The 13,333-nt window shown below is 62.7% G+C and carries 14 protein-coding genes; 5 read left to right on the top strand and 9 right to left on the bottom strand.

From position 1 onward, the window contains the following. Positions 1-7: 7 nt before the first annotated feature. Positions 8-1,036 (top strand): DUF475 domain-containing protein, encoded by a 1,029-nt coding sequence (locus JHD59_RS09830; protein WP_199154091.1) that lies wholly within the window; start codon positions 8-10, stop codon positions 1,034-1,036. A gap of 74 nt (positions 1,037-1,110) precedes the next feature. On the opposite strand, the gene JHD59_RS09825 is transcribed toward JHD59_RS09830, so the two are convergent. The 7 genes from JHD59_RS09825 to JHD59_RS09795 form a co-directional block, all read right to left on the bottom strand. Continuing rightward, entirely contained in the window at positions 1,111-1,833 is a 723-nt protein-coding gene (locus JHD59_RS09825) for a hypothetical protein (protein ID WP_199154090.1), read from the bottom strand. 173 nt (positions 1,834-2,006) lie between these two features. Continuing rightward, a complete protein-coding gene (locus tag JHD59_RS09820) occupies positions 2,007-2,645 on the bottom strand; it encodes a hypothetical protein (protein ID WP_199154089.1) in 639 nt (212 codons plus the stop codon). Positions 2,646-2,862: 217 nt separating this feature from the next. Then, a complete protein-coding gene (gene frdD / locus JHD59_RS09815) occupies positions 2,863-3,228 on the bottom strand; it encodes a fumarate reductase subunit FrdD (RefSeq protein ID WP_103319548.1) in 366 nt (121 codons plus the stop codon). Beyond that, positions 3,225-3,623 carry a fumarate reductase subunit C gene (locus tag JHD59_RS09810; protein WP_071108995.1) on the bottom strand — a complete coding sequence of 133 codons (399 nt, stop codon included), beginning with the start codon at positions 3,621-3,623 and terminating at the stop codon, positions 3,225-3,227. Before JHD59_RS09810 ends, frdD begins: the two co-directional genes overlap by 4 nt. Beyond that, positions 3,620-4,366, bottom strand: a complete 747-nt coding sequence (locus JHD59_RS09805) for a succinate dehydrogenase/fumarate reductase iron-sulfur subunit (protein WP_199154088.1) — start codon at positions 4,364-4,366, stop codon at positions 3,620-3,622. Before JHD59_RS09805 ends, JHD59_RS09810 begins: the two co-directional genes overlap by 4 nt. Then, on the bottom strand, positions 4,363-6,138 hold the full coding sequence (gene frdA, locus JHD59_RS09800) for a fumarate reductase (quinol) flavoprotein subunit (protein WP_199154087.1): 1,776 nt from the start codon (positions 6,136-6,138) through the stop codon (positions 4,363-4,365). The genes JHD59_RS09805 and frdA overlap by 4 nt, the downstream gene beginning before the upstream one ends. A gap of 12 nt (positions 6,139-6,150) precedes the next feature. Further along, positions 6,151-7,479, bottom strand: coding sequence for an anaerobic C4-dicarboxylate transporter (locus JHD59_RS09795; RefSeq protein WP_199154086.1), 1,329 nt, complete (start codon positions 7,477-7,479; stop codon positions 6,151-6,153). A gap of 322 nt (positions 7,480-7,801) precedes the next feature. Here JHD59_RS09795 and JHD59_RS09790 point away from each other — a divergent pair, with 322 nt between their 5' ends. After that, complete coding sequence (locus JHD59_RS09790; protein ID WP_199154085.1) at positions 7,802-9,256, top strand: hypothetical protein; 1,455 nt, start codon at positions 7,802-7,804, stop codon at positions 9,254-9,256. Between the two features lie 61 nt (positions 9,257-9,317). Here the strand turns inward: JHD59_RS09790 and coq7 are convergent, their stop codons facing one another. Next, positions 9,318-9,938 carry a 2-polyprenyl-3-methyl-6-methoxy-1,4-benzoquinone monooxygenase gene (coq7, locus tag JHD59_RS09785; protein WP_103319537.1) on the bottom strand — a complete coding sequence of 207 codons (621 nt, stop codon included), beginning with the start codon at positions 9,936-9,938 and terminating at the stop codon, positions 9,318-9,320. 121 nt (positions 9,939-10,059) lie between these two features. Here coq7 and ppa point away from each other — a divergent pair, with 121 nt between their 5' ends. Together ppa and JHD59_RS09775 are read left to right on the top strand one after the other, a co-directional pair. Continuing rightward, positions 10,060-10,587 (top strand): inorganic diphosphatase, encoded by a 528-nt coding sequence (gene ppa / locus JHD59_RS09780; RefSeq protein WP_021478635.1) that lies wholly within the window; start codon positions 10,060-10,062, stop codon positions 10,585-10,587. Between the two features lie 204 nt (positions 10,588-10,791). After that, complete coding sequence (locus tag JHD59_RS09775) at positions 10,792-11,481, top strand: hypothetical protein (RefSeq protein ID WP_233163979.1); 690 nt, start codon at positions 10,792-10,794, stop codon at positions 11,479-11,481. Between the two features lie 166 nt (positions 11,482-11,647). On the opposite strand, the gene JHD59_RS09770 is transcribed toward JHD59_RS09775, so the two are convergent. After that, entirely contained in the window at positions 11,648-12,214 is a 567-nt protein-coding gene (locus JHD59_RS09770; protein WP_103319533.1) for a phasin family protein, read from the bottom strand. A gap of 390 nt (positions 12,215-12,604) precedes the next feature. Here JHD59_RS09770 and minC point away from each other — a divergent pair, with 390 nt between their 5' ends. Continuing rightward, positions 12,605-13,327 (top strand): septum site-determining protein MinC, encoded by a 723-nt coding sequence (gene minC / locus JHD59_RS09765; protein WP_199154083.1) that lies wholly within the window; start codon positions 12,605-12,607, stop codon positions 13,325-13,327. Positions 13,328-13,333 lie beyond the last annotated feature (6 nt).

Below are 13,333 nucleotides of genomic sequence, written 5' to 3'. Positions count from 1 at the left end.
TATTCCCATGCGTTCCACTTTTTCGTATTTCCGCGGCTCGCTGGCCTTCAGCGTCGCCGTGCTGGCCGCAGTCGCCTGGTACGGCTTTGACTCAGGCGGCGCCGAGCGCGCCAGCGCCTTTTTGCTCACCACCCTGGTGCTGGCCGTGCTGGAAACCAGCGTCTCTTTCGACAATGCGGTGGTCAACGCCGGCATTCTCAAGGTGATGAGCCATCGCTGGCGCCAGATTTTCATGACCGTCGGCATCGCGGTGGCGGTGTTCGGCATGCGCATCCTGTTTCCGCTGCTGATCGTCGCCACCGCCGGCGGCGTCTCAATGACCGAAGCCTTCATCGTCGCCACCAAGCAGCCGCAGCGCTATCAGCAGATCATGCACGACAGCCATCTGATGATCATGGGCTTTGGCGCGACCTTCCTGTTGATGGTGGTGATCGAATACTTTGTCCAGCACGAGAAGGACGAACACTGGCTGCCCGGCATCGAACCGCTGCTGGCCAAACTGGGCAGCGTGGAAAATGCCCAGTCTCTGGTCACCATCCTGCTGGTGGCGATGGTGGCGGCCTGGGTGCCGGCCGGCCAGAAACTGGCCTTCATCAGCAGCTGTTTCTGGGGCTATGTGGTGTTCATGGTGCTGCACATGTTCAAGCAGCTGTTCGGCGGGATGGATATCAAGACCGCCGCGGCCAGGAATGGCCTGATCGGCTTTGTCTATCTGGAAGTGCTGGACGCCAGCTTCTCGATGGATGGCGTGATCGCCGCCTTCGCCATCACCAGCGACTTCTGGCTGATCGCCGGCGGCCTTGGCATTGGCGCGATGTTTGTGCGCTCGCTGACCATCTACCTGGTGGAACGCGACGTCATCGGACAGTTCAAGTACCTGGAAGTCTCGGCTTTCTGGGCGATTGCCGCGCTGGTCGGCATCATGTTCGCCGCCGCGCTGCATGTGGAGCTGGGCGAAGTGGTCACCGGGCTGATCAGCGTCGCCATCATCGGATTGGGCGTGCTGACCAGCCTGCCCTCGCGCCAGCGGCGCTGAAACGCCAAAGGCCGGGAAACAAGCCCGGCCCTTGGCGTCAAACAGCCGGCGCCCCGCACGGGGCAACCGGACCATCAGGCTGACGTGCTCAGCAAGGCGCCGACGCCGGAGCTGGTGCCCAGCTGGTTTTGCTGCAGATTATTGCTCAGATTCTGCAGGAAGGACTGCAGCGACGCCTGTGACGATTGGCCGCTACTGCTGCTGACGCCCAAGGCCTGCTGCAGATTCTGGAAGGCGGTTTGCAGCGTGGAGGTAGCGTCATTCTGCGTACCGTTGGCGATGTCCTGCAACAGCTGTTGCAGATTGTTCTGCAAGCCGCCGTAGCCGCCGCTCCCTCCAACCGAGCCCGAAGCACCGTCTTGGTCTGCGCCGCCGCTATCGACATCGCCGTCATTGTCCTGACTGCCCGTGCTGGCACTGCCATTGGCACCTGCGGCCCCCTCCTGCTGCAATGCCTGGAACAAGGAGTGAATAAAGGCGTGAACCGCCTGTTGCTGATTGCCGCCAGCCGCGCCGATAGCACCACTGTCCGTGCTGTCGGTACCATCACTACTGCCAGAAGCAGAGGATGTGGAAGAGTTGCCAGACGACGACTGCAACAAACCAGACTGCTGCAATGCCTGCAGCACATCCTGCCCGAACTGACCGCCGCCATGATGATGATGGTGTCCGCCTCCCTGGCCCTGGACCGCACCGCTGCTACCTTGCTGCGATGGATCAGACGATAATGTTTCTTGAATATCCACCTGCGTGTACTGCAATGAGATTGAGCTGCTGCCCAGAGACCCGACTGACATGATGCTCTCCTTGACTAGACCCGATGACCCGCCCAGCTCGCGCTGATATCGGTATATCGGCGCCATGCCAGCCAGACTAAGCGACAGAGTATAAATTTCTGTTAATTAAGGGAAATTTCCAGCCAATTTTCCGCCGGCGCTGCTCCAGTATAGTCATTGCCATCCCGCGCCGCTCAGGCGCTGGTGTCGATCAAGGAACCGACCCCTCCGGCATTCTGCAACTGGGTGCTCTGCAAGGTCACCAGATTCTGCAAAAAGGTATGCAGCGTGGCATGCGTGGCCGCTCCGGCAACGGCATTGCCGCCCAGCGACTGCTGCAGGTCTTTGAACGCCTGCGTGATGCCGGACGTGGCATTGTTCTGCACGCCATGGTCCACGTCCTGCAGCAGCCTCTGCAAATTGCCTTGAAAATCGCCATAGCCGCTGGCGGACTGCCCCTGCTCGGAACCGCCGCCGCTGGAAAGTCCTTCCGATTGCACCGCCTGATACACCGCGTGCACAAAAGTATGCAGCGCCTGCTGCACATTGCCGGCGCCGGACGCGGCGCCTACGGCATCCGATCCCTGCAGCGCGGCGGCCCCCGCCGATTGTCCTTGCGATTGCGCGGCCGCTGCGCCGGACAGATTGATGCCGGACTGCTGCAAAGCCAGCGCGACCTCCTGGCCAAAGCCGCCGTCTTGTCCATCATTCTGACTGCGACGCGCCGGCGCCGCAGCCTGCGCGCCGCCTTGACCAGGCGGCGTCAGCACGCCAGGCGCCGACACCGCAAGGTACTGCATTGAAATGGAACCGCCCACCGCGCCAACAGCCATCGCCCCCTCCTCGCCGCGGACCGCCTTGGCGCCGCATGCCAGTCAGCAACAACATGTCAAATAGCAGACTCAATGCCAAATCGGATGCCAATCATCGATTACAAATAGCATCAACATCACTATAGAAGGGGAAAAAAGATGCGCAAAGGCGGAGGAAGACGGAAAAACGCGGGACAACCGGCGCGGCGAAGAAAACGCCGCGCCTAAATGCAGATCGCTAGCCGATCCGGCACAGCAGCAGCAAGGCCAGCACCGTGCCCGCCGCCGCCAGGCCATAGGTCAAGGCCTTGGCCAGCGCGCCGCCATGGATGCCGACATCGTGCAGGCTGTGATAGATGCGGTGAGCGGCGTGCCACAGCAGCAGGCTGATCAGCCCCCACAGCGCGGCCTTGCCGATCAGGCTATGCGCCAGCGCCAGCGCGCCTTGGTAACTCGCGGCTTTGGCCGGCAGCCAACCCAGCGGCGCGGCGAAGCCCGTGATAGCCACCAGCATCGGCCCGAACAGCGCGGCCAGCATGCCGCCTGCGCCGAACAGCCCCCAGAAGATGGGCGCATGAGAACGCTTCAGTTGCCTGTTTTTCATTGCGATATCCCCCAGACGATGCCCAGCAGCGCCAGGCTGGCCAGCAAGGTGGCGGCGAAACCGCCGGCGGTGATGGCGGCGGCGGACACGCGCTTGCCGCCGACGATGAGCGGCGGCAAGGTGCGCGGCATGATCTTGAACCAGGTGTAGCTGTGGTAGCCGATCATGGCGAGCAGGATCAGGTGGAACAACAGCGCCAGCGGGCTTTGCAGCGCGGCGATGAAGCCGTTCCACGCCGCCTCGCCCTGGGACAAATGCCACAGGCCGCACAGCAGCACAAAGCCGTAGGCGGCGACGAACAGCGCCGTGCCCTCGTGGATCATGTACTCGATGAAATACGGGTTCTTCTGCCACCAGCCGTCCATCGGCCGGACATAAGGCTTGCGCTTGCTCATTTGCATGCTCCCTTAGGTCTGACGAATCGCAGGAAATAGTCCTTGGCCACTTCGGTCTTGTTCAGGTTGACCGCATTGGCCGGGTCCACCGCCTTGGGGCAGACTTCCGAGCAGTAACCGACCGCCGTGCAGTTGAACACGCCCTCCTGCGCGGCCAGCAGCGCCATGCGCTGCTCGGACGCGCCATCGCGGCTGTCCTGGTTGTAGCGGTGCAAGAGCGCGATGGCGCCGGGGCCGAGGAAATCCGAGTTCAGGCCGTATTGCGGACAGGCGGCGTAGCACAGCAGGCAGTTGATGCAGCCGCTGAACTGGGCGTACCAGTCCATCTGCGCCGGCGTCTGCTTGTACTCGCCCTCGGACAAGGGCTTGTCTTCCTTGGGCACGATATAGGGCGTGATGCTTTCGAGTTTCTCGATAAAGTCGTCCAGCACCACCACCAGATCGCGCTCGATCGGGAAGTGGTTCAAGGGCTCGATGCGCACCGTGCCCGGATAGTCGCGCAGGAAGGTCTTGCAGGCGAGCTTGGGCACGCCGTCCACCATCATGCCGCAGCTGCCGCAAATGGCCTGGCGACAGGACCAACGGAAGGCCAGCGTGCCGTCGAGATAATCGCGGATGTATTGCAGGCCCTGCAGCACCGACATGTCGTCGCTGTACGGCACGTCGAAGCCTTGCAGCCACGGCTCCTGGTCCAGCTCGGGGCGGTAGCGCAGCACCTCGATATGGATGGTTTTGTCCGTCATGCCTGTTCTCCTTTTTCTGCGGCCACCCCCGCCGCGCCATAGGCGCGCACGCCGGGTTGGGACGTGGTGATCTTCACTTCGCCGTACTCGATGCGCGGCCCGGCACCCGGCTGATAAATGGCGTGGCTGTGCTTGAGGAAGTTGACATCGTCGCGCTGCTCGAAGCCGTCCAGCCGCTGGTGGGCGCCGCGCGACTCCTTGCGGTTCAACGCCGAATGCGCCATCGCCTCGGCCACGTCCAGCTGGTAGCCCAGCTCGATGGCCAGCAGCCAGTCGCTGTTCCACACGCAGGACTTGTCTTCCACATTGACGTTCTGGAAGCGTTGCTTGAGTTCGGCCAGCTTGTCGCAGGTGGCGCGCATGCTGTCTTCCATGCGGTAGATGCCGCAGCCGGCTTCCATGGTTTCCGCCATTTCGCGGCGCAAATCGGCGATGCGCTCGGTGCCGTCTTTGGCCCGCAGCGCGTGCAGACGGGCCTCAGCCGCTTGCGCCTGCTTCAACAGCCCCTCGCGCTTGGCCGGCTTGCTGTCGCGGGCGAAGCGCGCGGCCTCGATGCCGGCCACCTTGCCGAACACCGACAGCTCGGCCAGCGAGTTGGACCCCAGGCGGTTGGCGCCGTGGATGCCGACGCTGGAGCATTCGCCTGCCGCGTACAGGCCCGGCATCGGCGCGGCGCAATGTCCGTCCACCAGAATGCCGCCCATGGTGTAGTGCACGGCCGGCCGCACCGGGATCGGTTCCTTGGCTGGATCGATGCCGAGGAACTCCTCGGCCAGCTCGCAGATTTGCGGCAGCCGCTCGCGCAGCTTGGCGTGGCCTAGGTGGCGCAGGTCCAGATACACGGCGGAACCCCACGGTCCCTGCACGGTGCGGCCCTTTTGCTGCTCGTACCAGAAGGCCTGGCTCAGCCGGTCGCGCGGCCCCAGCTCCATGAACTTGTTGCGCGGCTTGTCCTCGGCCGGCCCCAGGCCGTAGTCCTGCAGATAACGGTAGCCGTCCTTGTTGATCAACAGGCCGCCCTCGCCGCGGCAGGCCTCGGTGAACAACAGGCCGGTGCGCGGCATGCAGGTGGGGTGGTATTGGACAAACTCCATATCGCGCAGCGGCACCCCGTGGCGATAAGCCAGCGCCATGCCGTCACCGGTGACGATGCCGCCGTTGGTGTTCTCGCGGAACACGCGCCCGGCGCCGCCGGTGGCCATCACCACCGCGCCGGCCTCGATCAGCACGCTCTCGCCGCTGGCGATCTCGATGGCCAGCACGCCGCGCGCCTGGCCGTCCTCGACGATCAGGTCGGCGCAGAAGTATTCGTCAAAGCGCTGAATCTGCGGAAACTGGATGGAGGTCTGGAACAGCGTGTGCAGCATGTGGAAGCCGGTCTTGTCGGCGGCGAACCAGGTGCGCTCTATCTTCATGCCGCCAAAGGCGCGCACGTTGACGCTGCCGTCCTCCTTGCGGCTCCACGGACAGCCCCAGTGCTCCAGCTGCACCATTTCTTCCGGGCACTGGCGGACGAAATACTCCACCACGTCCTGTTCGCACAGCCAGTCGCCGCCGGCCACGGTATCGTCGAAGTGGGCGTCGAAGCTGTCATGATCCTGCTTGACCGCCGCCGATCCGCCCTCCGCCGCCACCGTGTGGCTGCGCATCGGGTAGACCTTGGACACCAGCGCGATCTTCAGCTTGGGATCGAACTGGGCGGCGGCGATGGCCGCCCTCAGGCCGGCGCCCCCGGCGCCGACAATCACTACGTCTGCTTGGCAGGTCTTCACGCGATTCCCCTGTCAGAAGTAAAAATGCGTCAATGCGTAGGCTGCCACCGTGGACACGCCCACCCCGATCAGGCCCGGCATCATGAAACTGTGGTTAAGCAAATATTTGCCGATGCGCGTGGTGCCGCTGCGGTCCATATTGATGGCGGCCAGGTCGCTCGGATAAAAAGCGAAGAAGAAATAGGCGTAACAGGACGGCATGATGGCCAGCAGCTGGTGCGGACTCAGGCCCAGCGCCAGTCCGAACGGCACCATGATGGTCAAGGTGGCGGCCTGGCTCTTGACGAAGGCCGACACGGCGAACATGGCCAGCGCGAAGGTCCACGGCGCGTACTCCACCATCACCTTGATGTTGTCCACCAGGAAACCCTGGTTGGCCTTGACGAAGGTGTCGCTCATCCAGGCGATACCGAAAATGGACACTACGGCGATCATGCCGGCGGTAAAGACTTCGGAACGGGCGATGGTGGCGGCCTTGGCGTTGGACAGAAACAGGATGAAGGCGCCGAAGGCCAGCATCACGAACTGCACCGCCGTCGTCATCGGCACCGTCTTGCCCTTCTCATCCATCGGCAGCCAGTGCGGGAACAGCGCCAGCAACACCACCACCAGAATGCCGGTGAAGAACAGGATGACGGAAGGCTTGGCATGCGCCGGCAGCACCTTGTCCAGGGTGGTCACGGATTTTTCTATCGAGGCGCGAAATTCCGGGTCCTGCAGCCGCTCCTGGTACTCCGGGTCCTGATCCAGCTCGGCGCCGCGTTTCAGGCTCCAGAAGGCGGCGGCCGCCACGCCGATCAAACCGGCGGGAATCGTGACCATCAGGATCTGCCACAGCGTCAGCGGCTGGCTGCTGTGCGCGGTCATCGCCAGCAAGGACGTCACGGCCGCGGCGGCCGGGCTGGCGGTGATCCCCATCTGCGAGGCCACGCTGGCCATCGCCATCGGCCGCTCCGGACGGATCTTGGTCTTCAGCGACACGTCGGCGATCACCGGCAGCAGCGAATACACCGCGTGGCCGGTGCCGACGCACATGGTCAGCAAAAACGTGGACATGGGCGCAAGAAAGGTGATCTGCTGTGGGTGCTTGCGCATGACCTTTTCCGCCTGCTGCACCAGGAAGTCCAGCCCGCCGGCCACCTGCAGCGTGGCCGAGGCCGTCACCACCGCCAGGATGATCAGCATCACCGTGATCGGCGGCTCGGCCGGCGCCACCCGGAACACGAAGGCCAGCACGGCGACGCCCAGGCCGCCTATCATGCCCAGCGCCACCCCGCCGCGCCGGATGCCGATCAGAATCGCCGTCAGCAACAGCGCGAATTCAATCCAGAAAGTCCACATGTCTGCTCTCCTTGGCCTGCTTGTCGCGCTGTCGCCAAACCGGAAACATCGGACCCACCGGCCGCTTGCCCATTACCTGTTTATATGGCCTGCGGCGAAACCGGGGCTAGACCTTGATCAAGCGAAGAGGACTTAGTGGGTGAAATACCCGGAGCGCATGGGAAACATGAAAGCACAAGGGGCAGACTCTCGGTACGACCTGTCCTTTAGTATGAAAATCGGCGAATCAAGGGAACCTATAACAGGCATTATGCGCACATCCTTAAATTGCGCATCGCTCGCCGATTGGCGTTCACGCTCATTCCCGCATGGAGAAAGCGCAATGCATAATTACCGTCTGCTCCTTCCCGCCGCCCTGCTGCTGAGTGATCTGGCAAGCGCACACCCCGTGCCGCTGCCCAACCCACACATTCCAGGCTATTCGTTTCCGGAGTCCGAGTCGCAACTGATGGACTGGATCAACCAGCCGACGCCGGCCAACACGCGGCAGATCTATCGTCACGGCTGGGGGCTTTGGGCCTCGTTGACCGCGCCCAGCGGGCAGTCGGAATTCGACATTCCCAATGTCCCGGTTTACCTTACCTGGCTGACCCCGGCGGAGGTGGCCGCGCTGCCTTCCAACCCCGAGCAGTTGAAGGCGCAGGCGTCCACGCCGCGGCAGCTGCAATTGCGCGTGCCGCGCCAGTTCCAGCGTGTTCCAGGTTTCCAGGAAAAATTACAGGCGAAAAAGGCCGAACTGAGCGCCAAGGCCAATCCGTCAACCAGCGACATGCGAGACACATCTGTTTTTGAAATGGTGGCCTACGATCCCGCTGCCGCAGAGTTTGCCCGTAAGAACCAATTGTTTTCCAAGGCCGAGCTGACCAAGATATACGACGCCGGCAACGCCTCGATCCCCGCGTTCCCATCCAACGCCGTCACCATCAAGCCCGTGTACAAGCTGGTGAGCAAGGCGAACATGGTCAAGGGCAGCTCTTTGTACGTGATGCCGGCCTGGCCCGGCACCCCCAAAGTGACGCCGGCCATCGAGAAAAACGGCTTTTCCGAAGACAAATGGCCCGGCTGTGTTTACATCGACGCCAAGAACCCCGGCAAATCCAAGGCAGACCGCACCGACCCCTCCTGTAGCCATCCCAATGCCAGCAACACCTTCGCTCTGGGAGACTTCATCGCCTACCCCGTCACCGCGGACAACGTGAAGCAATTTCAGCAATTGGTCCAAGACCAGCTGAAACAGTCGGTGGAGGTCGGCGATGCGCTGATCCTGATGGCCATGCATGTCACCACGCGCGAAATCACCGAATGGACGTGGCAAACCTTCTTCTGGACGCCGAACCCGGCCAAGCCTCCCCTGCCCGGCAATCGCGCGGCCGCCGCGGCGCGGCCGGCTCAAGTGGCATGGCCCGCCGCCCACTACGCCATGTCCATCGGCTACCAGATGGTGGCGCCGAATCAGCCGATCAACGACGGCAAGAGCGTGGGCCAGCCGGTGACGGTATACAACCCGTATCTGGAATCTGACTTCAACGCCGCCACCTTCACCGCTCCGCCGGTCAATGTCGGCATCTACAGCCCCGTCAGCAAGCGGACCTTCCACGCCACCGTCGGCGTGCAGACCAACTGCATGACCTGCCACTCCGGCGCCTCGGTACAGATGGACAGCAAGGCCAGTGCGATAGGCTACTCCACCAACTTCTACATTCCGCGCAACGCGCCGATGTTCAAGGGCAATCTGCAGACCGACTTCCTGTGGTCGATCGCGGACGACGCCAAATAGTCGGAAACAGCCCTGCCCATGCGACAAGACCGGCTTACGCCGGTCTTGTTATTTGCCTGTGTTACAGATGATAGCTGCTGCCGGTCATCAGCCTGGCCGACAGCTTCATCGCCGCCTTCAAGGGCGCGGGCAGCTCGGCGGCGCCCAGCTCGTGCGCCATCTCGGCGTGCTGCAGTTCGTCGTCGCGCATCTGGCTGACGATGGCGCGGCTGCGCGCGTCGCCTTCCGGCAACTCGCTTAGATGGCTGTCCAGATGCGCGCCCACCTGGCGCTCGGTTTCCTGCAGAAAGCCCAGGTTCCACTTGTCGCCAAGCACGCCGGCCGCCACCCCCATCGCCAGCGAGCCGGTGTACCACAGCGGATTGAGCAGGCTGGGGCGGCCGCCCAGCTCGCGGATGCGGCGTTCCGTCCAGGCCAGATGCTCGATCTCTTCCTGCGCCGCCTGACGCAGCGCCTCGCGCGCCGCCGCGTCGCGCGCCGTCAACGCCTGGCCCTGATACAAGGCTTGGGCGCACACCTCGCCGCAATGGTTAACCCGCATCAGGCCCAATGCATGCCGTTTTTCCGCCGCGCTCAGTTCGGTCTCGGCGATATCCTGATCCGGATGCGCGCGGCCGCTATGCGCCGGCGCGCACAAGGTGCGCAGGCCCTTGTCCAGTTCGGTGATCAGCTTGTCCAGCATCGGCACGGCTCCAGCAATTCGTCAAACCGCTGATTATACCTGGCCGGCACAGCGACGGCAGCTGCTGATATAATCAGCCGGTTAAACCTGTTTATCTACTCAACACGAAGGATTGCGCGCAATGAACCTCGCAAGCATCGGCCCGGGCAAAGACATGCCGGGCGACTTCAACGTCGTCATCGAAATCTCCGCCAACGCCGCTCCGATCAAATACGAATTCGACAAGGAATGGAACACGCTGGTGGTGGACCGCTTCATGGGCACCTCCATGATGTACCCGGCCAACTACGGCTTCGTGCCGCAAACCCTGGCCGGCGACGGCGATCCGGTCGACGTGCTGGTGGTCACCCCGTTCCCGCTACCGCCGGGCGTGGTGGTGCGCTGTCGCGCCCTGGGCCTGATCAAGATGGAAGACGACGGCGGCGTGGACGCCAAGCTGGTGGCCGTGCCGGTGGAAAAGCTGTGCCCGATGTACAAGTCCATCCAGAAGCTGGAAGACCTGCCGGAACTGCTGCGCGCGCAGATGGTGCACTTCTTCGAGCACTACAAGGATCTGGAAAAGGGCAAGTGGGTCAAGATCCAGGGCTGGGGCACGCTGGAAGACGCCAAAACCGAACTGGTGGAAGGCATTGAGCGCTTCGGCAAGTAAGCGCCTCAAAATGCAACCGGCCGGCAGGCCGGTTTTTTAACGCCCTAAAATGCTGCATTGCACAATTCAGCCATTCAGCCTGATAATGGATTGCTGTGGCGTACGCTTTCTGCCACGCTTTAAATCAGAATGAGCCGCCTGACGGCGGTCCCATGGTGCCCAAACATGGCTGTTTCCTTCCGCATGCGGGGACAAGCGCCCCATTTGTCCTGGTTCTTGCGCCGGCTAGAAGCGCAAGGGCTGGCGGCTGCGCCGGAACACGACACGCCATCGCGCCTGCCTGCAGGGTGGGTCGGCATCGAGCTGGATGATTGTTGGCTAGACCTTGCCGTGGATAGCGATCATGCGCTGGAAGCGCGGCACGCCTATTGCCGCCAGGCAGGCATGGATCTGTTGGAGCTCGCCGGGGACTGGCTGCCGCCCGGCGCCGAGCATGGCTTCATGCTGCTAGTCGGCAACGCGCCGGCGCCGGACAGCGCCGCCTGGCAGCTGCTGGATGCCTTGGCGCCGCAACCCGGCTGCTGGCTGCATAGCGGGCCGCTCCACAGCGCCCGCTTCTGCCAACGGGTATTCGCCGCGCTGTTGCATGCCTGCCACTCCTCCCTACTGCCTCCCGATGCTCAGCCGCGCAATCTGCAATGGGAGCAGATGCTAGGGGAACAATGGCTGCTGGCCGACAAATTGCGCCAATTGGCGGCCAGCTACCTGACAGACCGCATCGGACTCACCCCGCCCTACCCGTCCCCATTGCCGGAAAGCGCGCGCCATTACGCGGCCAACCTAGCCCGGAGCATTGTTTTGACGCTGCCGCAGCAACAGGATTGGGACAAACTGCTGCAGGAATTGTCCGCGCTTCTACAAACGCGAGATCAGCAGCAAGCCGGGCACACTTAGACTGGAAATGAACGGCAATCAGCAGGCCGGCTGCAAATCATGAACGCCTGGTTTCCACAGGATTTGTAGAACTCAAGAACTGATAATTTTCCGCTCCGCTTGGCCCAAAACAAACCGCCCCGGCATCAGCCGGGGCGGTTTGCGTCTTCCGGGGCAGCGAGCCAGATCAGGCGGCGGCGGTAGTGGACTTTTTGCGAGCTACGGCAGCGCTGGCGGCTTTGGCCGAATTGGTAGCGGCTTCAACACCGGCTTCAGCAATCTCGGCGCTCACCTTCTTGGCGGTCTTGGACACGCTTTCGAAAGCGGCGGTGGAGGTGTTCAGCAGGGTCTTCATCGCGGACACGGCGATGTCGGAGCCGGCCGGGGCGTTCTTCGACAGACGCTCCAGGCTGGTTTGCAGCGCCTTGTTGTTTTCGGCGATCTGCTCTTCAACAAAAGCGGTCAGCTCATTTTGCGTAGCCAAGGCAGCGTCGTACACGTGGCGGGCGGCGGAGAAAGCTTGATCCAGAGCCGGCTGAGCCAGGCCGCTTTGCACGTCGCCCAGGGCCTTGACGTCCTTCACTTCGCTCAAAGTCTTGAAAGCCTGGGCGTTGTCGTTCAGCAGCTTGCGCGACAGGTCCAGTTGCAGGCTGGCGAAACGCTCGGCGCCGGCCAGTACGATGGAGGAAAGACGAACAGCCTTGTCGAACTGCGATTGACCAAGGGCGGAGAGTTCTTGCGTGGTGGTAAACATGTAATCAGCTCCTAGAATGTCGGGGACACAGCGATACAGCAGCAAAACTGTCGTTCCGCGCAATGATGTTGCAGCGCAACAATCACACTTTACCGTCAACAGATCGCGCAGGTCAAGGATTTGTTGCATTGCACAATGAACTAAACGGCTATTTCTGCAGAGTTTTTACTACACAATCATTCCATAAAGATGACAATTACGCGCCTGTCCCTCAGGACATGCCGAACTGAGGTTTTTTTGCAATGCAACGCAGATGGCCTCCGCTCACAGACACGCCGCCGCCCGCCGGCCTCACGCCATCCGGCCCGCCAAGCAAAGCAGCCATTGAAACCCCGACGCCAAGCCAGTACACTCGCCCATAGAAGAAATCTATCCAGTTAAAGCCATCTCATGAGCCCTGTGGCCAACGCCTTTGATATCAAATCCGCCAGTCTGGACCTGCTGGCCATCTTGCTGCGCACCGATAATCTGGACGAACTGAGCCAGGCTCTGGACGCGCGGTTCGGCAACACCAGCGACGCGCCTGCAGAGGCCTTCGTGCTGGATGTGGAGGCCCTGCCCAATCCGGCCGACCTCGACTTCGGCCGCTTGCTGCCCTTGCTGAGCCGCCGCGGCATCCGCGCCGTGGCGCTTCGCCATCCGGACAACGCGCTGGCCGCCGTGGCCGGCCGCTTCGGCCTGGCCTTCGCCAACAGCGCCGCCCAGCCCCGCTCGGTGCAAACGGTGCAGGAGCCGGCGGCCAAGCCCGCCGCCGAAGCGCCTGCGCCGGCCCCCGCATCGTCATGCATGATCATCGACCGGCCGGTCCGCGCCGGCCAGCAGATCTATGCCAAAGGTTGCGATCTGGTTGTGCTGGCCATGGTCAACACCGGCGCCGAAGTCATCGCCGACGGCAACATCCACGTTTATGCTCCATTGCGGGGGCGCGCGCTGGCCGGCGCGCGCGGCAACCCGCAAGCCCGCATTTTCACCCGCAGCATGGAAGCCGAACTGGTATCCATCGCCGGGGTGTACCGCACCATTGAACAGGCTTTGCCCGAAAGCATTCTGGGCAAACCCACCCAAATCTATCTTGAAAACGAGCGCCTGGTGATGAGCGCGCTCGGCGAGTAAAACATT

Source organism: Chromobacterium sp. ASV23 (genome assembly GCF_016428945.1).
Taxonomy (GTDB): Bacteria; Pseudomonadota; Gammaproteobacteria; order Burkholderiales; family Chromobacteriaceae; genus Chromobacterium; species Chromobacterium sinusclupearum.
This window is presented reverse-complemented; position numbering and strand designations above follow the sequence as displayed.